This is a genomic window from Streptomyces sp. NBC_00009 (assembly GCF_045040855.1).
Classification (GTDB): Bacteria; Actinomycetota; Actinomycetes; order Streptomycetales; family Streptomycetaceae; genus Streptomyces; species Streptomyces aureus.
This window is the reverse complement of the sequence record NZ_CP108312.1, coordinates 7,015,831-7,037,326: the sequence shown is the minus strand read 5'-3', so window position 1 is coordinate 7,037,326 and position 21,496 is coordinate 7,015,831. Positions and strand designations below refer to the sequence as shown.

27 protein-coding genes and 1 riboswitch are annotated in these 21,496 nt (G+C 70.7%); of the genes, 14 read left to right on the top strand and 13 right to left on the bottom strand.

All coding sequences use genetic code 11. The annotated features are described in order from the left end of the window. Positions 1 to 38 precede the first annotated feature (38 nt). Together OHA58_RS31900 and OHA58_RS31895 are read left to right on the top strand one after the other, a co-directional pair. Complete coding sequence (locus tag OHA58_RS31900; protein WP_405483036.1) at positions 39 to 989, top strand: cytochrome c oxidase assembly protein; 951 nt, start codon at positions 39 to 41, stop codon at positions 987 to 989. A gap of 84 nt (positions 990 to 1,073) precedes the next feature. Continuing rightward, entirely contained in the window at positions 1,074 to 1,232 is a 159-nt protein-coding gene (locus OHA58_RS31895) for a hypothetical protein (protein WP_100597532.1), read from the top strand. A gap of 38 nt (positions 1,233 to 1,270) precedes the next feature. Here the strand turns inward: OHA58_RS31895 and OHA58_RS31890 are convergent, their stop codons facing one another. After that, positions 1,271 to 1,672 (bottom strand): SSI family serine proteinase inhibitor, encoded by a 402-nt coding sequence (locus OHA58_RS31890; RefSeq protein WP_405483034.1) that lies wholly within the window; start codon positions 1,670 to 1,672, stop codon positions 1,271 to 1,273. 189 nt (positions 1,673 to 1,861) lie between these two features. Between OHA58_RS31890 and OHA58_RS31885 the strand changes: the two genes are divergently transcribed. Further along, entirely contained in the window at positions 1,862 to 2,584 is a 723-nt protein-coding gene (locus OHA58_RS31885) for a lysophospholipid acyltransferase family protein (protein WP_405483033.1), read from the top strand. A 95-nt stretch (positions 2,585 to 2,679) separates the two neighbouring features. On the opposite strand, the gene OHA58_RS31880 is transcribed toward OHA58_RS31885, so the two are convergent. The 8 genes from OHA58_RS31880 to OHA58_RS31845 form a co-directional block, all read right to left on the bottom strand. Further along, entirely contained in the window at positions 2,680 to 4,191 is a 1,512-nt protein-coding gene (locus tag OHA58_RS31880) for an alpha/beta hydrolase (RefSeq protein ID WP_405485283.1), read from the bottom strand. A gap of 295 nt (positions 4,192 to 4,486) precedes the next feature. Next, positions 4,487 to 5,242 carry an urease accessory protein UreD gene (locus tag OHA58_RS31875; protein ID WP_405483032.1) on the bottom strand — a complete coding sequence of 252 codons (756 nt, stop codon included), beginning with the start codon at positions 5,240 to 5,242 and terminating at the stop codon, positions 4,487 to 4,489. After that, positions 5,239 to 5,916, bottom strand: a complete 678-nt coding sequence (gene ureG / locus OHA58_RS31870) for an urease accessory protein UreG (RefSeq protein WP_405483031.1) — start codon at positions 5,914 to 5,916, stop codon at positions 5,239 to 5,241. Before ureG ends, OHA58_RS31875 begins: the two co-directional genes overlap by 4 nt. Before the next feature lie 65 nt (positions 5,917 to 5,981). Continuing rightward, on the bottom strand, positions 5,982 to 6,656 hold the full coding sequence (locus OHA58_RS31865; protein WP_405483030.1) for an urease accessory protein UreF: 675 nt from the start codon (positions 6,654 to 6,656) through the stop codon (positions 5,982 to 5,984). Positions 6,657 to 6,675: 19 nt separating this feature from the next. Then, positions 6,676 to 8,397, bottom strand: coding sequence for an urease subunit alpha (locus OHA58_RS31860; protein WP_405483029.1), 1,722 nt, complete (start codon positions 8,395 to 8,397; stop codon positions 6,676 to 6,678). Then, positions 8,390 to 8,701 (bottom strand): urease subunit beta, encoded by a 312-nt coding sequence (locus tag OHA58_RS31855; RefSeq protein WP_227293444.1) that lies wholly within the window; start codon positions 8,699 to 8,701, stop codon positions 8,390 to 8,392. Before OHA58_RS31855 ends, OHA58_RS31860 begins: the two co-directional genes overlap by 8 nt. Before the next feature lie 16 nt (positions 8,702 to 8,717). After that, on the bottom strand, positions 8,718 to 9,020 hold the full coding sequence (locus tag OHA58_RS31850) for an urease subunit gamma (RefSeq protein ID WP_116501972.1): 303 nt from the start codon (positions 9,018 to 9,020) through the stop codon (positions 8,718 to 8,720). A gap of 719 nt (positions 9,021 to 9,739) precedes the next feature. Beyond that, positions 9,740 to 10,018, bottom strand: coding sequence for a type II toxin-antitoxin system Phd/YefM family antitoxin (locus tag OHA58_RS31845; protein WP_327576918.1), 279 nt, complete (start codon positions 10,016 to 10,018; stop codon positions 9,740 to 9,742). Between the two features lie 230 nt (positions 10,019 to 10,248). Between OHA58_RS31845 and OHA58_RS31840 the strand changes: the two genes are divergently transcribed. The 5 genes from OHA58_RS31840 (at position 10,249) to OHA58_RS31820 (ending at position 13,426) form a co-directional block, all read left to right on the top strand. Further along, positions 10,249 to 10,608: a hypothetical protein gene (locus OHA58_RS31840; RefSeq protein WP_405483026.1), complete on the top strand. Its 360-nt coding sequence runs from the start codon at positions 10,249 to 10,251 to the stop codon at positions 10,606 to 10,608. Positions 10,609 to 10,801: 193 nt separating this feature from the next. After that, complete coding sequence (locus OHA58_RS31835; RefSeq protein WP_405483025.1) at positions 10,802 to 11,437, top strand: ATP-dependent Clp protease proteolytic subunit; 636 nt, start codon at positions 10,802 to 10,804, stop codon at positions 11,435 to 11,437. A 7-nt stretch (positions 11,438 to 11,444) separates the two neighbouring features. After that, positions 11,445 to 11,753 carry a hypothetical protein gene (locus tag OHA58_RS31830; protein WP_116500168.1) on the top strand — a complete coding sequence of 103 codons (309 nt, stop codon included), beginning with the start codon at positions 11,445 to 11,447 and terminating at the stop codon, positions 11,751 to 11,753. A 329-nt stretch (positions 11,754 to 12,082) separates the two neighbouring features. Next, a riboswitch (cyclic di-AMP (ydaO/yuaA leader) is annotated at positions 12,083 to 12,284 on the top strand. 3 nt (positions 12,285 to 12,287) lie between these two features. Further along, complete coding sequence (locus OHA58_RS31825; protein ID WP_405483023.1) at positions 12,288 to 12,761, top strand: C40 family peptidase; 474 nt, start codon at positions 12,288 to 12,290, stop codon at positions 12,759 to 12,761. A 107-nt stretch (positions 12,762 to 12,868) separates the two neighbouring features. Further along, complete coding sequence (locus OHA58_RS31820) at positions 12,869 to 13,426, top strand: DUF6328 family protein (RefSeq protein WP_405483022.1); 558 nt, start codon at positions 12,869 to 12,871, stop codon at positions 13,424 to 13,426. 21 nt (positions 13,427 to 13,447) lie between these two features. Here OHA58_RS31820 and OHA58_RS31815 read toward each other — a convergent pair whose 3' ends face one another. Continuing rightward, positions 13,448 to 13,882, bottom strand: coding sequence for an ATP-binding protein (locus OHA58_RS31815; protein ID WP_405483020.1), 435 nt, complete (start codon positions 13,880 to 13,882; stop codon positions 13,448 to 13,450). 273 nt (positions 13,883 to 14,155) lie between these two features. Here OHA58_RS31815 and OHA58_RS31810 point away from each other — a divergent pair, with 273 nt between their 5' ends. Both OHA58_RS31810 and OHA58_RS31805 read left to right on the top strand, forming a co-directional pair. Further along, positions 14,156 to 15,037, top strand: a complete 882-nt coding sequence (locus OHA58_RS31810) for a helix-turn-helix domain-containing protein (protein WP_405483019.1) — start codon at positions 14,156 to 14,158, stop codon at positions 15,035 to 15,037. A 9-nt stretch (positions 15,038 to 15,046) separates the two neighbouring features. Further along, entirely contained in the window at positions 15,047 to 15,283 is a 237-nt protein-coding gene (locus OHA58_RS31805) for a DUF397 domain-containing protein (RefSeq protein ID WP_116500164.1), read from the top strand. Here the strand turns inward: OHA58_RS31805 and OHA58_RS31800 are convergent. Then, positions 15,267 to 16,427, bottom strand: coding sequence for an 8-amino-7-oxononanoate synthase (locus OHA58_RS31800; protein ID WP_405483018.1), 1,161 nt, complete (start codon positions 16,425 to 16,427; stop codon positions 15,267 to 15,269). The genes OHA58_RS31805 and OHA58_RS31800 overlap by 17 nt on opposite strands. Before the next feature lie 200 nt (positions 16,428 to 16,627). Here OHA58_RS31800 and bioB point away from each other — a divergent pair, with 200 nt between their 5' ends. From bioB to bioD, 3 genes are read left to right on the top strand one after another with little or no spacing between them, the layout of a single operon-like run. After that, a complete protein-coding gene (gene bioB / locus OHA58_RS31795) occupies positions 16,628 to 17,845 on the top strand; it encodes a biotin synthase BioB (RefSeq protein ID WP_405483017.1) in 1,218 nt (405 codons plus the stop codon). Then, positions 17,838 to 19,160: an adenosylmethionine--8-amino-7-oxononanoate transaminase gene (locus tag OHA58_RS31790; protein ID WP_405483016.1), complete on the top strand. Its 1,323-nt coding sequence runs from the start codon at positions 17,838 to 17,840 to the stop codon at positions 19,158 to 19,160. The genes bioB and OHA58_RS31790 overlap by 8 nt, the downstream gene beginning before the upstream one ends. Before the next feature lie 5 nt (positions 19,161 to 19,165). Further along, entirely contained in the window at positions 19,166 to 19,894 is a 729-nt protein-coding gene (gene bioD / locus OHA58_RS31785) for a dethiobiotin synthase (protein ID WP_405483014.1), read from the top strand. Positions 19,895 to 19,898: 4 nt separating this feature from the next. Here bioD and OHA58_RS31780 read toward each other — a convergent pair whose 3' ends face one another. After that, on the bottom strand, positions 19,899 to 20,237 hold the full coding sequence (locus tag OHA58_RS31780) for a fic family toxin-antitoxin system, toxin component (RefSeq protein WP_227300257.1): 339 nt from the start codon (positions 20,235 to 20,237) through the stop codon (positions 19,899 to 19,901). A gap of 49 nt (positions 20,238 to 20,286) precedes the next feature. Continuing rightward, positions 20,287 to 20,514, bottom strand: coding sequence for a toxin-antitoxin system HicB family antitoxin (locus OHA58_RS31775; RefSeq protein ID WP_100597555.1), 228 nt, complete (start codon positions 20,512 to 20,514; stop codon positions 20,287 to 20,289). Positions 20,515 to 20,691: 177 nt separating this feature from the next. Between OHA58_RS31775 and OHA58_RS31770 the strand changes: the two genes are divergently transcribed. Next, a complete protein-coding gene (locus OHA58_RS31770) occupies positions 20,692 to 21,486 on the top strand; it encodes an ABC transporter ATP-binding protein (protein ID WP_405483013.1) in 795 nt (264 codons plus the stop codon). The last annotated feature ends 10 nt before the right edge of the window (positions 21,487 to 21,496 follow it).

The window sequence follows — 21,496 nt, the reverse complement described above, 5'->3', positions numbered from 1 at the left end:
CAGACAGCCCACAACCAGTACCAATCAGGAGCCGGCGGATGGATCACAGCGGGCACGGCATGAACATGGATCTGCCGCCGTTCACGCTGGGGCGAGGCCTCGAATGGTCGGCGGACCCCTTCTTCCTGATCGGGTGCCTGGTGGCGCTCGGCCTGTACGGCTGGGGTGTCGTGCGGCTCGCGCGGCGCGGTGACAGCTGGCAGGTGGGCCGCACGCTGTCGTTCGTCGTCGGTGTGCTGACCGTGATGCTGGTGATGTGCACCAAGCTGAACGACTACGGCATGGTCATGTTCTCCGTGCACATGGTGCAGCACATGGTGATCAGCATGTTGTCGCCGATCCTGCTCCTGATGGGCGCGCCGATCACGCTCGCGCTGCGGGCGATGCCGGTGGCGCGGCGTGGCACCAAGGGGCCGCGCGAGCTGCTCCTGATGTTCCTGCACAGCCGGTACATGCGGATCATCACGCATCCCGCGTTCACGATCCCGCTGTTCATCGCGAGCCTGTACGCGCTCTACTTCACGCCGATCTTCGACACCCTGATGGGTTCGAAGGTCGGACACATCGGCATGATGGTGCACTTCCTCGCCGTCGGCCTGGTCTTCTTCTGGCCGATCATGGGCGTGGACCCGGGCCCGCACCGCCCCGGCTACGTGATGCGGATGCTGGAGCTCTTCGCGGGCATGCCCTTCCACGCGTTCTTCGGCATCGCGCTGATGATGGCGTCCGGGCCGATGATCGGCACGTACGAGCACCCGCCGGCCTCGCTCGGGATCGACGCGCTGGCGGACCAGACGGCGGCGGGCGGCATCGCGTGGGCGTTCAGCGAGGTGCCCTCGGTGCTCGTGCTGCTCGCGCTGCTGTTCCAGTGGAAGAAGTCCGAGGACCGGCAGGCGCGCCGCAAGGACCGGGCCGCTGACCGTGACGGCGACCAGGAGCTGGCCGCGTACAACGCGTACCTCGCCTCACTGAACACACGCGGGCAGTAGCGCCCGGCGCCCCTGAGGGGTGACCATGGTGTTCAGCCGTGGTCCGGGCGCTGCGCCGTCCGGGTTGCCGGGAGGAGGCGGGCCATGCCCGGATCGATGAAGACGATGGGGGTGCTCACCGTCGGCGCCCTCGTCGCGGTGACGGCCTACACGGTGGCACTCGGGAGCAACGGCTGGCTGTGGTTCGGCTGGGTCGTGCTCGGTCTGCTCACCCTCGGGATGGCCGCGTCGCGCAGCACCTGACGCCTGGCGCGGTGCCGCGCGAGAGCGGGTCACGGGCGTCAGAAGCGGAAGACGTATCCGGTCGACGCTTGCATCGTGCACGCGTTGGCGAACGTCTTCTGCCAAGTGATCGGCTTGCCGCGGTACGTACCGCTCGCACTCACGGTGACCGGGGCGTAGACCTGGGTGCACATCTCCGGATCCGCGACGAGCGCGTCCAGGTTCCCGTGCGCCCTGTCGAGTGCGCCGCACGCCTCGGACGCGTGCGGGTGGTGTCCCCACGCCTCCGGCTCGCAGCGCAGGAGCTCACCGCGCATCCACGAGCCCTGGTCCCCGGCGACGGTGAGGAAGACCCCCTGTGGCGCGGGCGGGTCGGTGGCGGCGGCGTGGGCGGGGCCGGCCGCAGTGAGGGCTGCAGCGAGGGCGGTGAGGGCTGCGGCGGCGACAACGAGCGGACGCATGCGGGACCTCCGGTGAGGGTGCGGGACGAAGGGAGGCCAGGGCACTCCCTGCACCGGGCGGCCGCCAAGCGGACGCGCCGTACGGTCCCCCGGCCGGAGGTCCGGCGAGGTCCGAACGGGCTCTCGCGCGCGGGCCGCCGATTGGTTACTGTGCGCACGCATCTGGATCCACGGGGAAGGCGGCCCAGCATGTTCTACCGACTGCTCAAGTACGTGATTCTGGGCCCACTGCTGCGGCTGGTCTTCCGGCCCCGGATCGAGGGGCTCGAACACGTGCCGGAGTCCGGCGCGGCGATCGTCGCGGGCAATCACCTGTCGTTCTCGGACCACTTCCTGATGCCGGCCATCCTGAAGCGGCGCATCACGTTCCTGGCGAAGGCGGAGTACTTCACGGGGCCCGGCATCAAGGGCCGGCTGACGGCCGCGTTCTTCCGCAGCGCCGGCCAGATCCCCGTGGACCGCTCCGGCAAGGAGGCGGGCCAGGCGGCGATCCGCGAGGGCCTCGGCGTGCTGAGCAAGGGCGAGCTGCTCGGGATCTACCCCGAGGGCACGCGCTCGCACGACGGGCGGCTCTACAAGGGCAAGGTCGGCGTGGCCGCGATGGCGCTCACGGGGCAGGTCCCGGTGATCCCCTGCGCGATGATCGGCACCTTCGAGGCCCAGCCGCCCGGCCAGGTCATCCCGAACCTCCACCGTGTGACGATCCGCTTCGGCGAGCCCCTGGACTTCTCGCGCTACGCGGGCATGGACGGCGAGAAGGCGATCCTCCGCGCGGTCACGGACGAGATCATCTACGCGATCCTCGGCCTGTCCGGCCAGGAGTACGTCGACAAGTACGCGGCCGACGTCAAGGCCGAGGCCGAAGCGGCCAAGGAGAAGGCACGGAAGTTCCCGCGGATGCCTCTGAGCTGAGCCCGGGGCAGTTCGGGCGCCCGGCGGCGACGGCATGAAGACGGCCCGGCCTCTGAGGGAGGCCGGGCCGTCACAGGTTCACCGCGGGACGGTGGTTACGGCTTGGGCGTGGCGTGCGGGGTGCAGGTCACGTCCTTGCTGTCCGTCTTGCCGGTGAGCAGGTAGGTGTCGACCCGGTCGTTGATGCACGGGTTGGTCAGGCCGGTGACACCGTGGGAGCCCGCGTCCTTCTCGGTGATCAGGCGCGAGCCCTTGAAGCGCTGGTGCAGCTCGACGGCGCCCTTGTAGGGGGTGGCCGCGTCACGCGTGGACTGGACGATCAGAACGGCGGGCAGGCCCTTGCCGGTCTTCACGTTCACGGGGGTCTGCTGCTTGGTGGGCCAGGTGGCGCACGGCAGGTTCATCCACGCGTTCGCCCACGTCATGAACGGATAGTCCTTGTGCAGGCGCGTGTTGTCGCGGTCCCACTTGTTCCAACTGGTGGGCCACTGGGCGTCGGCGCACTCGACGGCCGTGTAGACCGCGTTGCCGTTCTCCGACGCGGCGTTGCCCGCGGTGTCCGACATGTCGGGGGCCGCGGCGTCGACGAGCGCCTGGGTGTCCCCGGCGACGTACTTGCTCCACACCTGCGCGACCGGCACCCACGACGAGTCGTAGTACGGGGCGCTCTGGAAGAAGGCGATCAGCTCGGCGGGGCCGACGACGCCGCCGATGGGGTTCTTCTTGGCGGCGGCGCGCAGCTTCAGCCACTGGGCCTCGACCTTGGCCTGCGTGTCACCGAGGTGGAAGGAGGCGTCGTTCTTCGCCACCCACGACGTCCAGTCGTTCCAGCGGCCCTGGAAGGCGACGTCCTGGCCGAGGTTGGCCTCGTACCAGATGTTGTCGCGCGACGGGTCGACGACGCTGTCGACGACCATGCGGCGGACGTGGCCCGGGAAGAGCGTGCCGTAGACGGCGCCCAGGTATGTGCCGTAGGAGACGCCCAGGTAGTTGAGCTTCTTCTCGCCGAGGGCGGCGCGGATGACGTCGAGGTCGCGCGCGGTGTTCGGCGTGGTCATCTGCGGCAGCATGTCGCCGCTGCGCTCGGCGCAGCCGTCCGCGTACTCCTTGGCGAGCTTGCGCTGGGCGAGCTTGTCGGCCTCGGAGTCGGGGACCGGGTCGGCCTTGGGGGCCTTCACGAACTCCTGCGGGTCGATGCAGGAGATCGGCGCCGAGTGGCCGACGCCGCGCGGGTCGAAGCCCACGAAGTCGTACGCCTTCGACGTCTTGGCCCACAGCGGGTTCTTGTTGGTGACACGGGTCGGGAAGCGCATGCCGGAGCCGCCGGGGCCGCCCGGGTTGTAGACGAGGGCGCCTTGGCGCTCGTCCTTGGTGCCGGTGGAGCCGATGCGGTCGACGGCCAGCTTGATCTGCTTGCCGTACGGCTTCGCGTAGTCGAGCGGCACCGTGACCCAGCCGCACTGGATGGGCTTGGCTATGCCCCAGTCAGCGGGGCAGTCCTTCCAGTCGATGCCGGCCTTGGCGGCACGGGCCGCCGCGACGGCCGCACCGCGGGCCTCGCGGTCCTGGCCGGTCCGGGAGTCCGCGCTCGCCACCGGCGCCGCCATCGCTCCGGCAATCAGGGTCGCCGCCACCAGGGTTCCGGCGGAGCCGATCACCGCCGTCCGGCTGCTTCGACTGGTAAGTCGAGTCCGTCTCAACTGAGGCCTCCGTACATCGATTCGATCGTTACTTCGATCGGGTTCTCGATCAGTACGGGGATCCTTGCGCCTGCACCGTCCCTGACAACAGAGACAGTTGACGTTCTTTACCAATCCGATAAACGGTATAACTCGTCCCGGTGAGCGGAATGGGCCCGTACGGTCGTTTGGTTCGGACCGGCCGGGCCCCCTGGGCCGTCGCTCAGGCCAGGCGGCGCAGGGCGTCGTCGAGCGTTCCGCGCAGCCGCAGCGCGTCGGACGCGAGAGCCGTGACCAGGACCGCGGGCCCGGCGAGCGGCGTCAGCGCGGCGTTCTCGCCGAGCAGCGCGGGAGGTGGCCTGTCCTTCTCGAACTCGGGCCTTACGACCACGAGTTGCCCGAGCGCCCGGTGTCCCCCGAGCACGGCGGGGCCGTCCCAGCCGCCGGGTGCGCCCGGACCGCAGGCCAGCTCCTGGTCGAGCAGCGGCCGGCCCGCTCGGTGGACGGTGAGTCGGCTGGTGAGCCGACCGGGCTCCTCTGCGGTGCGGCCGAGCACCTGCTCCTCACGCAGCACGAACCGGGCGCCCTGGGCGAGCTCGGCCCGCGTGCTGACCCGCAGGTCGCTCTCACACGCGGAGATCAACTGCTCGGGCAGCCAGTGCAGTTCGGCCCCGTCGTCGACCGTGAGACGGACGTCGTAGCGCGCCTCGCCCTTGGCCTGGCCCGGCAGGGCGATCGTCGCGGCGACGGACCCGATACGCAGGCGGGCACCGGCCGTCGCATGCGCCTCGACCCTCATGTGGTCGCCGCCGAGCGGCCCGCTCATGGCGCCGACGAGCATGACGCGCGCGTCGGGACCGGTCGAGCGGATGCGGCGCAGGGCCAGGGAGCCCTCTCCGTCGAGGACGGGCAGACAGGTGCCGCCCCGGCCGTCGTCGCTCGCCGTGATGCGGGCCGTGGAGCGTACGCCTGCTGTCATGCGGTCCACGCGGTGAGCTGTCCGCGCACCCAGTCGGCGACCTCGCGCACACCGTCGGCGGAGCGCAGGGACTGGAGGACGACGGGGAGTTCGGCGCGCTGCGTCTTGGCGTCGGCGGACATCCGGGCGAGGTCGGAGCCGACGTGCGGGGCGAGGTCCGTCTTGTTGATGACGAGCAGGTCGGCGGTGGTGACGCCGGGGCCGCCCTTGCGCGGGATGTCGTCGCCGCCGGCGACGTCGATGACGAAGACCTGCGCGTCGACGAGGCCGCGCGAGAACGTGGCGGTGAGGTTGTCGCCGCCGGACTCGACGAGGATCAGGTCGAGCGGCCCGACCTCGTCCTCCAGGTCCTCCACGGCCTCCAGGTTGGCGGAGATGTCGTCGCGGATGGCGGTGTGCGGGCAGGCGCCGGTCTCCACGGCGGTGATGCGCTCGGGCGGCAGCACGGCCTCGCGGAGCAGGAACTCGGCGTCCTCACGCGTGTAGATGTCGTTCGTCACGACGGCGAGGGACAGCTCGTCGCGCAGCGCGCGGCAGAGCGCGGCGACGGTGGCCGTCTTCCCCGAGCCGACGGGGCCGCCGAGGCCGATACGGAGGGCGCGGCGAGTGCCGTCGGGACGGCGGGCGTCGGCGCTGACCGCGGCGGGGCCGTCGTGCGAGTGGTCGAGGTGCATGGTGTTACTCCAATCGTTCTGTGTGGAGGTCGGGGCGCCCTGGGGCGCGTCCGCCAGGTCGCTTCCTACGAAGCGAACAGGCGTACAGCCCAGGCCGCGTGGGCCTCGGCCCCCACCTCCAGCAGCGGCGCGGACGCCGCGGGCAGTGAATCCACCCCTTCGGTGACGGCGCGTGCCGCCGCCTCGGCGGCCGCCGTCGCGACGCGGTCCATGTCGTTCGCGAGGCGCGCGAGCCCCGCCGTCGCGTCGAACGGATCGAGGCTGAGCAGCCTGACCGTCGCGGTGGCGGGCCCGCTGACGCTCTCGTACGCGGAGCAGTAGGCGGCGTCGACAGGTCCGAGGCCCGCGGCCCGCGCGGTGAGGCCGAGGACCACCGGCTGGTGCGCCCCCTTGGGGAACCGCCGGGCGAGCGCGTCGAGTTCGGGATGCGGCCAGGCCGCGCGCGCGGCGCGCATGAGCTGTCTGCCGAGCCTGCGCGCCGCGGTGCGCAGGGCGGGCGAAGGCGTGCGGGCGTCAGCGGCCTCGTCCAGGGTGACCGGGTCGAGGCCGAGCGCGGCGGCGGCCGCCAGGGACGCCGACACCAGTCCCGTGGTGTGCAGACGGCCCCGGCAGAATTCCTCCAGGCTCGCCGCGCCGGTGATGCGTCCCGCCTTGACGGCGGCCTCCGCCCCGCCGGAGTGGGCATGCCCACCGGCGGGGAAGCGGCCGTCGGCCAGGACGAGTAGTGCGGCTCGTGTCATGACTCTTCTTCTCGGCCCGTCAGAACAGGAAGTACCGCTGGGCGAGCGGCAGTTCGGCGGCTGGCGCGGGCTCGACGAGTTCGCCGTCGATGGTGACGGCGAAGCTGTCGGGGGCGACCTCGACCCGCGGCAGCGCGTCGTTCTCCCGCATGTCCGCCTTCGTGCGTCCCCGCGTCGAGCGGATCGGCACGAACTTCCGGTCGAGACCGAGGCGTTCGGGCAGACCGTCGTCGAGGGCGGTCTGCGTCACGTAGAAGAACGAGTTCGAGGCGGGGGCCCTGCCGTGGGCGCCGAACATGGGGCGGGGCAGGACGGGCTGCGGCGTGGGGATGGACGCGTTGGCGTCACCCATTTGAGCGTACGCGATCTGGCCGCCCTTGATGACGAGCTGCGGCTTGACGCCGAAGAACTGTGGGTCCCAGAGCACGAGGTCGGCGAGCTTGCCGGTCTCGACGGAGCCGATCTCGTGGTCGATGCCCTGTGCGACGGCCGCGTTGATCGTGTATTTGGCGACATAGCGACGGGCGCGCCGGTTGTCGGCGCGGGTGTCACCGGGCAGTTGGCCGCGGCGGCGCTTCATGACGTGCGCGGTCTGCCAGGTCCGCAGGACGACCTCGCCGATGCGGCCCATCGCCTGGGAGTCCGAGGACATGATCGAGATGGCGCCGATGTCGTGAAGGATGTCCTCGGCCGCGATGGTGGTGGGCCGGATCCGGGACTCGGCGAAGGCCAGGTCCTCGGGGACGGCCGGGTTGAGGTGGTGGCAGACCATCAGCATGTCGAGGTGTTCCTCGACGGTGTTGACGGTGTGCGGCCGCGTCGGGTTGGTCGAGCTCGGCAGCATGTTGGGCAGCGAGACGGCCGTGATCATGTCGGGCGCGTGTCCGCCGCCCGCACCCTCGACGTGGAAGGCATGCAGGGTGCGGCCGGCCACGGCGTCGAACGTGGCGTCGACGAAGCCCGCCTCGTTCAGGGTGTCCGTGTGGACGGCGAGCTGCGCGCCGGTGTCCTCACAGACGTTCAGGCAGGCGTCGATGACGGCGGGGGTCGCGCCCCAGTCCTCGTGGATCTTGAAGCTGACGGCGCCCGCGCGCAGTTGGGCGTACATCGACTCGGCGGACGTGGTGTTGCCCTTGCCGAGGAAGCCGATGTTGACGGGGCTCGACTCCATCGCCTCGAACATGCGGGCAAGATGCCACGAACCAGGGGTGATCGTGGTCGCCTTGGAGCCCTCGGCCGGGCCGGTGCCGCCGCCGATGAGCGTGGTGACACCGGAGGCGAGCGCCTCGTCGACGATGGTCGGCGAGATGAAGTGGATGTGGGTGTCGATGGCGCCAGCGGTGACGATCTTGCCGTTGCCCGCGAGGATCTCGGTCTCGGGGCCGATGACGAGGTCGGGGTGGACGCCGTCCATCGTGTCCGGGTTGCCGGACTTGCCGATCGCGGTGATCCGGCCGTCCCGTATACCGATGTCGGCCTTGACGATGCCCCAGTGGTCGATGATCACGGCGCCGGTGATGACGGTGTCGGGGGCGCCGTCTGCGCGCGTAGCGCGTGACTGGCCCATGGACTCGCGGATCACCTTGCCGCCGCCGAACACCGACTCATCACCGGAGAGTCCGGGGCCGCCGGAGCGGTCCTCCTCGATCTCGATCAGCAGGTCGGTGTCCGCGAGGCGGATGCGGTCGCCTGTGGTGGGGCCGAACAGGTCGGCGTAGGCGGCGCGGGAGAGTTCAGCCATCGAGGGCACCTCCGGTCCGGCCCCGCAGGCCGGGCACGATGCGCCGGCCGGCCAGAGGCACGAGTTCGATGTCGACAGGGATTCCGGGCTCGAAGCGCACGGCGGTCCCTGCGGCGACGTTGAGTCGCAGACCGTGCGCTGCGGCACGGTCGAACTCCAGACCGGGATTGGCCTCGGCGAAATGGTAGTGGGAGCCGACCTGGACGGGCCGGTCGGCGGCGTTGAGCACGGTCAGACGAGTGACCTCGCGGCCCTCGTTGAACACGACGGGCTCGTCCGCGAACAGGATCTCTCCGGGGATCATGGAAGCGCTCCCCTCGTCAGACGATCGGGTCATGGACGGTGACGAGCTTGGTGCCGTCGGGGAAGGTCGCCTCGACCTGCACATCGTGGATCATCTCGGGGATGCCCTCCATGACGTCGTCGCGCGTGAGCACCTTGCGACCGGACGACATGAGTTCGGCCACGGTCCGGCCGTCACGTGCGCCTTCGAGAATGTGCGACGTGACAAGAGCGATCGCCTCGGGATGGTTGAGCTTCAGACCCCGGGCCCGGCGCTTCTCGGCCACGTCGGCAGCCACATGAATGAGCAGTCTCTCCTGCTCGTGCGGGGTCAGTTGCACGGCTCCCACCTCACAGTCCTTCACTCCGGACCGTGCGGGGTCCGGCTGCCGCGGCCACCGCGACGGGTATAGATGTAACATACAAGAAATGCACATGATCTTGTGCATCCCGGCTACAAAAGCCCCTGGTGACGTGCGGTGCAGGCTAATTGCGGGGAGTTTCAACGAGGTTAACCACCCTTTGACCCACTCATGACTGCCAGCTGGGATCACCCATACCCATCAGGGCCTGCAGGCCGTTCTGCAAAGTTTCGATATGGACCTCCCCGGACAGCGCCTGCCGCGCGGCTCCAGCCGGCCGTGACCGCCGTGGCGCTGTGACCGCCGAAGCCCCGAAGGGCACGCAGGTGCGGGGGCGTCGTCGGCGCCGCCGATGCTGCTGCTGCCGCCCGAACCGGTGGGCCGCATCGGCCAGTTCACGCCGCCGGGCGCGGGCGAAACGCTGCTGCGCTCGGTCTTGTACTTCGACGGGGGCGGGCCTTGACGCCCGCGATCACGCCGGCGGCCTGGGCGGGGCTCGGACTCGTATACGTACTGCTCGGCGGGCTGCGCAAGAAGCGGGGCGGGCGCCGACGAAGGGGCCAGGGAGCCCAAGTCACCTGATCCAGGCCCCGCTTGAGGCCTGGCATACGTACCCCACCTACCAGGTCAGCCAGATCTGCCGGACCTGTCCGACCTCCCGACCCCCTAACCTGTCCGACCTGTCCGACCTGTCCGACCTACCTGACCTCCGGCCCACGGTGCTCCGCGGCGATGCCGAATCGGTGGCGGTCGCCGCCGGTGGACGAGGTCGAGCCGATGCTGGAGACGGAGCTGATCACTTGCTCGCCCTCCGGCTCCCCCAGGGCCTCGAGGCGCTCGAGATCGGCGGCGGAGACCAGCGCGACGAGCGGCTTGCCGTGCCGGGTCACGACGACGCGCTCCCCGCCGTACACGACGCGGTTGATCAGATCGGCGAGCTCAGCGCGGGCTTGCGTCACCGGAATCTCGTAGGCCATGTCCTCCAGCTTAGACCGGGCCCGCAGCACGGACACGGTCCGTGACCGCACCGCGACCCACAGGTGGGACGGCGGCCCGGGCGGGACGGTTCGGGGCGCCGCCGATGTCAGTGGCTGCGCGTAGCGTCGACGTGTCAACTGTTCGTGCTGCATGGCTGCTTGCGCGGATCCGACGGAGCCCCGCCCGGAACAGCGCCCGCGGCGGGGCCTCGCGCGCCTAGGCTCCGCGCATGGAACAGAGCGAGATCATCTTGCGCGCAATCGGCGTCCTGACCGAGACCCAGGAAATGGTGCGCAGGCTCAGCAAGGATGCCGAGCCCGACATCGAGGCCGAGGACGCCCAGCTCGGGCGCCTGGTGACAGAGGTGTTCCCCTCCATCGAGATCCCGGCGGAATCGAGCGTGGAGGAGGCGGCGCAGGCCACCGTCGCGGCACTGATGCCGGTGACGATCTCCCTGGTGGGCGCGTTCGCGTTCCTCTTCTCCGAGCTCGCCGAGGTGCATGACGCGGGCCGGACCGACATCAAGACCGCCGACCTCCTGCAACACCTCGCGCTGCGCCTGTCCAGGTCTGACGACGGCGACCGGTAGCCACGACACAGGAGAACGGAGCAAGGGGTCGGCCTGCGCCTCGGGCGCGGGCCGGCCCCTTTTCGCGTCTGTCGCAGCCTGCGCCCTCCCCATTCACGTTTCTCGCAGCCTGAGCCCTACCCGGCCATCCGTACGTCCTGTACATTTTTTACAGAAGCAGCGACAGAGTTCCGCGCTCACGGAGGCATGTGCCATGAACCGACCTTCCGCCCGCTACGTCCTGCCCGAGTTCACCGAGCGCACCTCGGCCGGGCACCGCACCCTCGATCCGTACTCCAAGCTCCTGGAGGAGCGGATCGTCTTTCTGGGGACGCCGATCGACGACATCTCCGCGAACGACGTGATGGCGCAGTTCATGCACCTCGAGTACGCCGCGCCGGACCGGGACATCTCGCTGTACATCAACTCCCCCGGCGGCTCGTTCAGCGCGATGACGGCGATCTACGACACGATCCGGTTCGTCAGCTGCGAGGTCGAGACCGTGTGCCTCGGGCAGGCCGCCTCCGCCGCCGCCGTGCTCCTGGCCGCCGGGACGCCGGGGAAGCGGGCCATGCTGCCCGGCGCGCGCGTGGTGATCCATCAGCCGGGGCTGCCCGAGCCCGTACAGGGCCAGCCGACCGACCTGGAGATCCAGGCCCGTGAACTGGTGCGTATGCGCGCCCAGCTGGAGGAACTGCTCGCGCGGCACACCGGGCAGAGCCGCGAGCGCATCGGCGCCGACATCGAGCGGGACACGATCCTCCGGGCCCAGGACGCCGTCGAGTACGGGCTCGTGGACCGGGTCATCGACAACCGCAAGACGTCCGGTTCGGCCCCCGGCGCCAGGTGAGCCGACGATGCTGCCGCCCGAACTGCCCCCGCTGCCCGCACTGACGCGCGCCGAGTGCGAACTCCTCGACCGTTATCTGGAGGTGGTCGACCTGCTCGGCAGGATCAACCCGGCGAGGAGCGACCACACGTACGGCGGACTGCGCGCCGCGCAAGCGCTCGTCGGCCGGGCGACGGCTCTCAGGGACGCTCTGACGCTCATGCATCAGCGGGGCGAGAGCGAGGTCCACGCGACGACGTTGGCTCAGGCTCTGCGGGTCCTGGACGGAGAAAGGAGGACACAACGGGTCACAGTGCCGCCGGAGTCGGTCAATTGACGGACCGTTCAAGACCGAAGCGATCGATCCGAACCGTCCGGGCCGGGGTCGAAACGGACCAGACGAGGTACCCACTTACGGCGTAGCCGGTACTCGCACATGCGAACCGGAAAAGTTGCGCGGAACGCCTACCCAGAGTCGGGAATTCCGCCTTCCGCTGCTGGTGCGGGGCTCGTTGGGACCCCCGCGCCGGGGTGGAAAAGTGTGCTGTCCACCCGAATGGATCACTCGTGAGGACACTCACACAACGCCGATTCGGCTCTGCGTTCGCGCCGTTCATGCGTGAAGATCCCTTCCGACGACAAGCCCCCGCCGCCGCGGCGGGGCGGTCCGTGCGGACGCCGAGTCCTGCCGCCGTACGGATGCCAGGTCGACAGAAGTGGATCGGCAGGAGTGGAGGACCCGAGCACGACGGGCCGCCGGAGCTGTTTTCCGGGCCGGCCCTTGGGGTGAAGCCGCACATCGCGGCCGGGCAACTTCGCCAGCCCGAATCCGACAGGTCATCCTTCACAGGCGGCTGACGAAGGGTTGCGCATGACTGCGCTCAATCGTGTCCCGTCGCTGCTCGCCCGGGCCGGAACCGCCTCGGCCCTCACGCTCGCCGTAGCGGGTGGCAGCCTGCTGGTCCCCGGCGCCGCGCCCGAAGCGGAAGCCGCGCCACCGGCGACGAAAGCACTCCAGATCGCGGCCTCCAAGAAGGGAAGCCCCTACCGGTGGGGCGCCTCAGGGCCGCACACGTTCGACTGCTCGGGCCTGACGGTCTACTCGTTCAAGCGTGTAGGCAAGAAGCTGCCCCGTACCGCCGCCCAGCAGTACAACAAGACCCGCCATGTCTCCGCGTCCCATCGCAAACGCGGTGACCTGGTCTTCTTCCATTCGGGCCGCGGCGTCTACCACGTCGGCATCTACGCCGGGAAGGGAAGGATCTGGCACTCGCCGAAGACCGGTGACGTGGTGCGGCTCCAGCGGATCTGGACGAAGAGCGTCTGGTACGGGCGCGTGCGGTAGCGCCACCTGACGGGTCCCCGGGGGCCCTGGGGGCCCGTCAGGCGTCACCGGGTGCACGCGCCCGCCCCGGCCGTCTCGGAACCGCGCGATGGGGTACTCGTGGTCGTATGGACGAGGACCGACCGGCCGGCGACGAGGACGCCCCACGCAACTCAGGTCCAAGGAGCGTGGGGCAGGGCCGGCACGAGACGCCGCTGGAGCGCGCGGACCGGAACTTCGGCGAGCTGCTCCAGGAGCTGAGAGTCACCCAGACGGGCGTGCAGATCCTCTTCGCTTTCCTGCTGACGCTGGCGTTCACTCCAAGGTTCCCGGCGCTGGACGGCGTGCAGCGCGCGACGTACATCGCGACGCTGCTGCTCGCGGTACTCGCCGCCGCGCTGTTCACGGCGCCCGCGGCGCTGCACCGCGCGCTGTTCGGGCGAGGTGCCAAGCCGCAGATCGTGCAGATGTCCTCGCGGCTCGCCGCGGCCGGCCTGGGCGTTCTGATGCTCGCCCTGGCCGGGTCCGTGCTGCTCGTCGTGGACGTCACCGCGGGGCGGGCGGCGGGCATCGCGGCCGGGGCGGGCACGTTCGCGGTCTGTGCGGGCCTGTGGGGCGTGCTGCCGCGACTGGTGCGGCGCTCGCTCACGCGGGCGCAGGAGGGGACGGACACCCCGTCCCCGTAGCCGCGCCACCACCGCCGGCCTTCACACCGACTGGACAGGGACCGTCCACGGCAGGGCGATCCATACGGTCTTGCCACCTTCGGGGGTGGGCCTGACCGACAGGCTTCCGCCGCACTCGGCGGTCAGCCAGCGGATGATCACCATGCCGCGCCCGTTGTCCTGCTGGACGGCGGCCGGGAGCCGCTTCGGGTAACGCGGGTGGCTGTCCGTGACGCCGATGCGCAGGTGTTCGTCGCGCTCCAGCTGCACGTCGACCTTGAAGACGGGCGACTGTCCGCGGGTGTGCATCACGGCGTTCGTGGCGAGTTCGGAGACGATGAGCCGGACCGTGTCGGCGGTTTCCGCGTCGCGCGGCATGCCCCATTCGGCGAGTACGTCGCTGACATATGTGCGGGCCGAGGAGACCGAGGCGGGATCGCTCGGCAGAGTGACGGATGCTTCCTGGTGATCTGCCATGGCGACGTCGTCCCTCTTTTCGCCGGGGCCTGAATCCGACACATGGCGGATGACTCGAGGCGACCCCCGGACTGGTGCTTCGCGCCAGAGTGCCACTCCCGCCCGGCCAGTGGAGCCGATCCCCCGAGATATGCATATATCTGTCGCTCGAAGCGGTGAACTCTGCGTCGGTGGACCGCATTTGGGCGTACGCCGCCGGCTTCCTCTACCGTCGGCTCAGAACACCGATCCGCCGGGCCGGAAGGAGCCGGGCCGCAGGTCCGAGGAGACAGGATGAAACACGGTCCGGCGGTGCGCCGCCACAGGCTCGGCGCGGAGCTGCGCGCGCTGCGTGCCCGCGCGGGGCTCACCAGTGGCGAGACGGCCCGGCTCGTCGGCTGGCACCAGTCGAAAGTGAGCCGTATCGAGACCGGGCGCAGCGGCGTGAAAGCGTCGGACGTGCGTCTCCTGCTCGACGCGTTCGAGGTCGCGGACCCCGGCATACGGGATCTGCTGGTCGCGCTGGCGGGGTCGGGGGACGACGGCGGCCAGCACTGGTGGCACGCCTACCGGGGCCTTCTGCCGCCCGCCTACCGGGACTTCATCAGCCTGGAGTCGCAGGCGTGCCGGGTCAGGACGGTCGAGACGTCCGTCGTACCGGGCCTCCTCCAGACGCCCGACTACGCGCGTGCGGTGACCAGGGCCGCGCTCGGCGGGCTGCCGGACGGGCAGGTCGACGCCCTGGTCGAGGTGCGGATCGCCCGGCAGGACGTGCTGCGTTCCGCGTCCCCGCTCCGGCTCAGCGCGGTGCTCGACGAGGCGGTGCTGCGGCGCCCGGTGGGCGGTCCCCGGGTGATGGCGGAGCAGCTGCGTCATCTGGCTGCCTCGGCGAAGCTTCCCCATGTGCGGCTTCAGGTATTGCCGTTCGCTGCAGGGGAGCATGTCGGACTAACCGGCCCTTTCGTTGTGTTCTCATTTCCGAACACTTCTGATCTGGACGTAGTAGTTCTCGACCATTTGACGAGTAGCCTCTACCTCGAGCGGAAAGAAGACCTCAAGGCGTACACGGACGCCTTTGACGCCCTTCGGATCCACGCCCTTTCGCCCGGGGACTCGTTGGATTTCATCGCCGGGATCGCCGGAGCGCACCGCCCTCCGGACAGTGAACGCACGTAAGGAGGCACCATGTCAGCACTGCCTCGGTACGTACCATCCGCCGCGGTTCCCAGCACCTCCCTGCACGACGCGCCATGGCGGCGAAGCAGCCGAAGCACCGGAATGAACAACTGCGTCGAGACGGCTCCGCTGCGCCGCGGCCCTTCGGCCGGACTGCTCGCCGTGCGCGACTCCAAGCGCACAGCCGGACCCGCCCTGCTGTTCTCGCCCTCCGCGTGGGAGGGGTTCCTCAACTCCTTGCGGTGAACGCCGAGTCGGGAGCGTTTCGGCTGATCACCCGTACTGCCTGGGCGATTTGATCGTCGGTCAGGTCGGCTCGGGCGGTCAGCCGCAGCCGTGAGATGCCGTCCGGCACCGACGGGGGACGGAAGCAGCCGACGGCGAGGCCGGCTTCGCGGCAGTCCGCCGCCCAGCGCACCGCCTCCTCCGGGGACGGCGCGCGCACGGAGACGACGGCGGCGTCGGGCCGTACGGCCTGGAGCCCCTCGGCCGTGAGCAGTTCGTGCAGCGAGGACGCCACGGCGCGGGCCCTTTCGGCGCGCTCGGGTTCGCGGCGCAGCAGGCGCAGGGCCGCGAGCGCGGCGCCGGCCGCCGCGGGTGCAAGGCCCGTGTCGAAGATGAACGTCCGTGCGGTGTTGACGAGGTGGTCGATCACCCGGGCCGGACCGAGGACGGCGCCGCCCTGGCTGCCGAACGACTTGGAGAGGGTGACGGTGACGACGGTGTCGTCGGCGCCCGAGAGCCCCGCCGCCTGCGGCGCGCCCCTGCCGCCGTCGCCGAGCACGCCGAGCCCGTGCGCATCGTCGACGATCAGACCCGCCCCGAACTCCCTTGCCGCTCCCGCGAGTTCAGCCAGTGGAGCCGCGTCGCCGTCCACCGAGAAGACGGAGTCCGACACGACGACGGCGTGCCCCTGATGCGTGTCGAGGGCCTTGCGGACGGCGTCGGGGTCGGCGTGCGGGACGACCTGCGTCGCGCCGCGGGCGAGCCGGCAGCCGTCGATGAGGGAGGCGTGGTTGCTCGCGTCCGAGACGATCAGGGAGCCGTGCGGGGCGAGAGCGGTCACGGCCGCGAGGTTGGCGGCGTAGCCGGACGACAGGACGAGCGCCGCCTCGAAACCGCAGAACTCGGCCAGTTCGCGCTCGAGTTCGGCGTGCAGCTCCGTGGTGCCCGTGACGAGCCGCGAGCCGGTGGCGCCGCCGCCCCAGCGCAGCGCCGCGTCCGCCGCTCCCCCGGTGATCTCGGGGTGGCGCGTGAGGCCGAGGTAGTCGTTGCTCGCGAGATCGAGGAGGGGGTTCGAGGCGGGGCGGGGGCGCAGGGTGCGGACGAGTCCGGCGCCGCGGCGCACGCGCTCCTGCTCGTCGATCCAGCCGAACGGCGATCCCGCCATGTGAGTCCCTCCGACGGCCGTGTCGCGACCGGTTCTCGAGTGGAGTGTGCTGTCCCGTGCCCGCTGCGTCTTTGTAGGCAGTGCACAGACATTAGCGGGACATCCAGCCACCCAGGGTGTGGCAATACCCACACGTCGAACCGGCAGAGTTGTCCGAAGCCTCCTTGGCCTGAGCAGGGGACGTAGGTCAGGATCGGGCCATGGACCTGCTGAACACGCTGGTGGACAAGGGGCTGCGGCGCGAGCTGCCGAGCCGTGAAGAAGCGCTCGCCGTTCTGGCGACTTCCGACGACGAACTGCTCGATGTGGTGGCCGCGGCCGGCAAGGTGCGGCGGCAGTGGTTCGGCCGGCGGGTGAAACTCAACTATCTGGTCAACCTCAAGTCGGGCCTGTGTCCCGAGGACTGCTCGTACTGCTCGCAGCGGCTCGGGTCCAAGGCGGAGATCCTCAAGTACACGTGGCTGAAGCCCGACGAGGCGTCGAAGGCCGCGGCCGCCGGTGTCGCGGGCGGCGCGAAGCGGGTCTGCCTGGTGGCGTCCGGGCGCGGCCCGACGGACCGCGACGTCGACCGTGTCTCGGAGACCATCGGCGCGATCAAGGAGCAGAACGAGGGCGTCGAGGTGTGCGCCTGCCTCGGTCTGCTCTCCGAGGGCCAGGCCGAGCGGCTGCGCGGCGCGGGCGCCGACGCGTACAACCACAACCTCAACACCTCCGAGGGCACGTACGGCGACATCACGACGACGCACACCTACGCGGACCGCGTCGACACGGTGCAGAAGGCCCACGCGGCCGGTCTGTCCGCCTGCTCCGGGCTCATCGCGGGCATGGGCGAGAGCGACGAGGACCTGGTCGACGTCGTCTACTCGCTGCGCGAACTCGACCCGGACTCGGTGCCGGTCAACTTCCTGATCCCCTTCGAGGGCACGCCCCTCGCCAAGGAGTGGAACCTGACGCCGCAGCGCTGCCTGCGGATCCTCGCGATGGTCCGCTTCGTCTGCCCCGACGTCGAGGTGCGGATCGCGGGCGGGCGCGAGGTGCACCTGCGCTCGATGCAGCCGCTGGCGCTCCACCTCGCCAACTCCATCTTCCTCGGCGACTACCTGACGAGTGAGGGCCAGGCGGGCAAGGCGGACCTGGACATGATCACGGACGCCGGGTTCGAGGTCGAGGGCACCGACCAGGTGACGCTGCCCGAGCACCGGGGCGGGCCGTGTGGTTCCGAGGCGGAGGCGGCCTGCGGTTCCGGTGCGCATGCGGCATGCGGTTCCGGCGCGGGTTCGGCCTGCGGTTCCGGTGGGGGCTGCGGCTCCCATGAAGAAGCTGCAAAGCCCCCGGTCGCCGAGGTCCCCGAGGCGCGCACGGACCTGGTCGCCGTACGCCGCCGGGGTGCCGGTACGGATCTCGCGCCCAATGCCTGAGCGGCCCGGGCCCGCGGTGACGGGGCTGCCCGTGGCGGAGCTGCTCGACCTCGACCGGCGGCACGTCTGGCATCCGTACGGTCCGATGCCGGGGCGGCAGGAGCCGCTGGTCGTCGAGTCGGCGGCCGGGGTACGGCTGCGACTCGCCGGCGAGGGCGGTGAGAGCGGTCAGGGTGCCGAGCTGGTCGACGGGATGTCGTCGTGGTGGTCGGCGATCCACGGCTACAACCACCCCGTGCTCAACGAGGCGGTGCGCGACCAGCTCGGCCGGATGAGCCACGTCATGTTCGGCGGGCTCACGCACGAGCCCGCCGTCGCGCTCGCGAAGCGTCTTGTCGACATGTCGCCGGAGGGGCTTGAGCATGTGTTCCTCGCCGACTCGGGCTCCGTGTCCGTCGAGGTCGCGATCAAGATGTGCCTCCAGCACTGGCGTTCCCTCGGGCGGCCGGAGAAGCGCCGGCTGCTGACGTGGCGCGGCGGCTATCACGGCGACACCTGGCAGCCGATGGCGGTCTGCGACCCCGAGGGCGGCATGCACGAGCTGTGGTCGGGGGCGCTGCCGCGGCACGTGTTCGCCGACGCCCCGCCCACCGAGTACGAGCAGACCTACGCGGATCATCTGCACGAGCTGATCGGGCGGCACGCCCATGAGCTGGCGGCCGTGATCGTGGAGCCCGTGGTGCAGGGCGCGGGCGGGATGCGGTTCCACTCCCCCGCGTATCTGCGGGTCCTGCGCGAGGCCTGCGACGCGCACGACGTGCTCCTCGTGTTCGACGAGATCGCCACGGGGTTCGGCCGGACCGGGGCGCTGTTCGCCGCGGAGCACGCGTCGGTGACGCCCGATGTGATGTGTGTCGGCAAGGCGCTGACCGGCGGCTATATGACACTGGCGGCGACGCTGTGCACGGCGCGTGTGGCGGACGGGATCTCGCGGGGCGACGTGCCGGTGCTCGCGCACGGGCCCACGTTCATGGGGAACCCCCTCGCCGCCGCGGTGGCCTGCGCCTCGATCGACCTCCTGCTCGGGCAAGACTGGGCGACGGAGGTCAAGCGGATCGAGTCGGGGCTGCGGGAGTCGCTCGGCGCTGCCTCGGAGCTGCCCGGGGTACGCGATGTGCGCGTGCTCGGCGCGATCGGTGTCGTACAGCTGGACCACGAGATCGACATGGCGGCGGCCACACGGGCGGCGGTGCGCGAGGGCGTGTGGCTGCGGCCGTTCCGCGACCTCGTGTACACGATGCCTCCGTACATCACGGGGGACGAGGATCTGGCACGGATCGGCCGCGCGGTGTGCGCGGCCGCGCGGGAGGGCTGAACAGCATGACGGTACTGGTGGTCACGGGGACCGGAACCGAGATCGGCAAGACGGTCACGACGGCGGCCGTGGCGGCCGCCGCGCTGGCCGCGGGGCGGTCGGTGGCCGTCCTGAAGCCGGCCCAGACCGGGGTCGGGCCCGGTGAGCCCGGGGACGCGGACGAGGTGACGCGCCTGGTGGGCGGCGGGGTGACGGCCGTCGAACTGGCGCGGTACCCCGAGCCGTTGGCGCCCGCGACGGCCGCGCTGCGCGCCGGCCTCCCCCCGGTGCGCCCGCACGAGGTGGCCGACGCGGCGGCGAAGCTGGCGACGGACCACGACCTCGTCCTGGTCGAGGGCGCGGGCGGCCTGCTCGTGCGGTTCGACGCGGACGGGGGCACGCTCGCGGACGCCGCCAGGCAGCTCGGAGCGCCGGTCCTCGTCGTCGCGGCGGCGGGGCTCGGCACGCTCAACTCGACGGCCCTGACGACGGAGGCCCTGCGCGCCCGGGACCTGACGCCGCTCGGCGTGGTCGTCGGCAGCTGGCCGGAGCACCCCGACCTCGCGGCCCGCTGCAATCTCGCGGACTTCCCCGAGGTCTCGGGGACGAAGCTCCTCGGCGCGATCCCCGAGGGGGCCGGTACGCACCCCGACTTCCGCGCATCCGCGCCGAGTTGGCTGGCGCCGGAGCTGGCGGGGACATGGGACGCGGCGGCCTTCGCCGCGAGCACCGAGGCGCCCCCGGAAAGGCCCTAGCGGCTCACAGGCTCCATCTGCGCAGTTCCTCCGCGATGTCGTGCACAGTCGCCCCGCCGTCCTTGACCAGGCGGGCCAGTTCCCTGACCTGGTCGGGCGACGTGGCGACCTTCAGGCCGCTCGCGACGAGATAGGCGTACGCGACGGCCGACGCGAACATCGCGTTCGAGCGTTCGAGGGCGGGGACGTGGAGGAGCAGCTGGAGCAGTGCGGCGGCCCGCGCCTGTGGGCTGTCGTACACGGCGGTCCCGAATATCTCCGCCTCGTGCCGGCTGACGGCGGCGACGAGCGCGCCCCAGTCGGTCACCTGAGGGTCTCCGGGGGTCTTCTGTTCGGCGATCATGAGAAGCCAGGCCAGGTCGATCCGCACGTTCTTCGATTCGCTCAAGGGCTCAGCGTCGGCCTTCGCGCTCCGCGCCGAATTCCTCGGCGAACACGGATTCGTACTGCTTCATGAAGTCGGCCGCCGCCTCGACGAACGTCCGGCCGAGCTCGCCCGCGTCCTGTCTGACCAGCTCCTCGATGTACCGGTTCACACTCACGCCGCGTGCCAGCGCACGCTCACGCGCGGCTCGGGCGGTGTCCTCGTCCACCCGTACGTTCAGCTGAGTCTTCGCCATGACTTCACGCTAGCGCCGACGTGCTAGCACCGGCAAGGAGACAGCGAATGTGCCCCTTACACGCGTATCGGGAGCCCGACCTCGGAGGGATACCGCGCGTGTGACGCACCGCACTACTCTCGTACGCGACACGGGAGTCGGTACGGCCAGGACGACGGCGAGACCCAGGAGGCGGCCTTGTCCACAGCGGCAGCAGAACAGCCCCACGGCCTGGCGGAGGCGGGCGACGTCGCCGCGCGCGCCCGGGGCCTGACCAAGGCGTACGGGTCAGGGGAGACCGCCGTCCTCGCGCTCGACTCGGTCGACGTGGACATCGCGCGCGGCCGGTTCACGGCGGTCATGGGCCCCTCGGGGTCGGGCAAGTCCACGCTGATGCACTGCCTGGCCGGGCTCGACTCGGTCTCCGCAGGCCAGGTGTGGCTCGGGGGCACCGAGATCACGGGCCTGCGCGACAAGGAGCTGACACAGCTGCGGCGCGACCGGATCGGCTTCATGTTCCAGTCCTTCAACCTCATTCCGACGCTGAACGCGGCGGAGAACATCACGCTGCCGATGGACATCGCGGGCCGCACCCCGGACGCGGAGTGGCTGAAGCAGGTCATCGACACGCTGGGCCTCGGCGACCGGCTCAAGCACCGTCCCGCGCAGCTCTCCGGAGGCCAGCAGCAGCGGGTGGCCTGCGCCAGGGCGCTCGCCTCGCGACCGGAGCTGATCTTCGCGGACGAGCCGACCGGGAACCTGGACTCGCGCGCGGGCCTTGAGGTCCTCGGCTTCCTGCGCGAGGCGGTGGACGACCTCGGGCAGACCGTCGTGATGGTGACGCACGACCCCGGCGCCGCGGGCCACTCCGACCTGGTGCTCTTCCTCGGTGACGGCCGCCTCGTGGACGAGATGCCGCAGCCCACGGCGGAGGCGGTCCTGGAACGCATGCGTCTGTTCACCGGGGGCAACCCCCACAACTCCCAGCCGTAGAGAGGCCGCT

Coding starts and splice junctions, on each gene's coding strand:
- OHA58_RS31900 (WP_405483036.1), top strand. CDS start 39: ATGGATCACAGCGGGCACGGCATGAACATGGATCTGCCGCCGTTCACG.
- OHA58_RS31895 (WP_100597532.1), top strand. CDS start 1,074: ATGCCCGGATCGATGAAGACGATGGGGGTGCTCACCGTCGGCGCCCTC.
- OHA58_RS31890 (WP_405483034.1), bottom strand. CDS start 1,672: ATGCGTCCGCTCGTTGTCGCCGCCGCAGCCCTCACCGCCCTCGCTGCA.
- OHA58_RS31885 (WP_405483033.1), top strand. CDS start 1,862: ATGTTCTACCGACTGCTCAAGTACGTGATTCTGGGCCCACTGCTGCGG.
- OHA58_RS31880 (WP_405485283.1), bottom strand. CDS start 4,191: ATGGCGGCGCCGGTGGCGAGCGCGGACTCCCGGACCGGCCAGGACCGC.
- OHA58_RS31875 (WP_405483032.1), bottom strand. CDS start 5,242: ATGACAGCAGGCGTACGCTCCACGGCCCGCATCACGGCGAGCGACGAC.
- ureG (WP_405483031.1), bottom strand. CDS start 5,916: ATGCACCTCGACCACTCGCACGACGGCCCCGCCGCGGTCAGCGCCGAC.
- OHA58_RS31865 (WP_405483030.1), bottom strand. CDS start 6,656: ATGACACGAGCCGCACTACTCGTCCTGGCCGACGGCCGCTTCCCCGCC.
- OHA58_RS31860 (WP_405483029.1), bottom strand. CDS start 8,397: ATGGCTGAACTCTCCCGCGCCGCCTACGCCGACCTGTTCGGCCCCACC.
- OHA58_RS31855 (WP_227293444.1), bottom strand. CDS start 8,701: ATGATCCCCGGAGAGATCCTGTTCGCGGACGAGCCCGTCGTGTTCAAC.
- OHA58_RS31845 (WP_327576918.1), bottom strand. CDS start 10,018: ATGGCCTACGAGATTCCGGTGACGCAAGCCCGCGCTGAGCTCGCCGAT.
- OHA58_RS31840 (WP_405483026.1), top strand. CDS start 10,249: ATGGAACAGAGCGAGATCATCTTGCGCGCAATCGGCGTCCTGACCGAG.
- OHA58_RS31835 (WP_405483025.1), top strand. CDS start 10,802: ATGAACCGACCTTCCGCCCGCTACGTCCTGCCCGAGTTCACCGAGCGC.
- OHA58_RS31830 (WP_116500168.1), top strand. CDS start 11,445: ATGCTGCCGCCCGAACTGCCCCCGCTGCCCGCACTGACGCGCGCCGAG.
- OHA58_RS31825 (WP_405483023.1), top strand. CDS start 12,288: ATGACTGCGCTCAATCGTGTCCCGTCGCTGCTCGCCCGGGCCGGAACC.
- OHA58_RS31820 (WP_405483022.1), top strand. CDS start 12,869: ATGGACGAGGACCGACCGGCCGGCGACGAGGACGCCCCACGCAACTCA.
- OHA58_RS31815 (WP_405483020.1), bottom strand. CDS start 13,882: ATGGCAGATCACCAGGAAGCATCCGTCACTCTGCCGAGCGATCCCGCC.
- OHA58_RS31810 (WP_405483019.1), top strand. CDS start 14,156: ATGAAACACGGTCCGGCGGTGCGCCGCCACAGGCTCGGCGCGGAGCTG.
- OHA58_RS31805 (WP_116500164.1), top strand. CDS start 15,047: ATGTCAGCACTGCCTCGGTACGTACCATCCGCCGCGGTTCCCAGCACC.
- OHA58_RS31800 (WP_405483018.1), bottom strand. CDS start 16,427: ATGGCGGGATCGCCGTTCGGCTGGATCGACGAGCAGGAGCGCGTGCGC.
- bioB (WP_405483017.1), top strand. CDS start 16,628: ATGGACCTGCTGAACACGCTGGTGGACAAGGGGCTGCGGCGCGAGCTG.
- OHA58_RS31790 (WP_405483016.1), top strand. CDS start 17,838: ATGCCTGAGCGGCCCGGGCCCGCGGTGACGGGGCTGCCCGTGGCGGAG.
- bioD (WP_405483014.1), top strand. CDS start 19,166: ATGACGGTACTGGTGGTCACGGGGACCGGAACCGAGATCGGCAAGACG.
- OHA58_RS31780 (WP_227300257.1), bottom strand. CDS start 20,237: ATGATCGCCGAACAGAAGACCCCCGGAGACCCTCAGGTGACCGACTGG.
- OHA58_RS31775 (WP_100597555.1), bottom strand. CDS start 20,514: ATGGCGAAGACTCAGCTGAACGTACGGGTGGACGAGGACACCGCCCGA.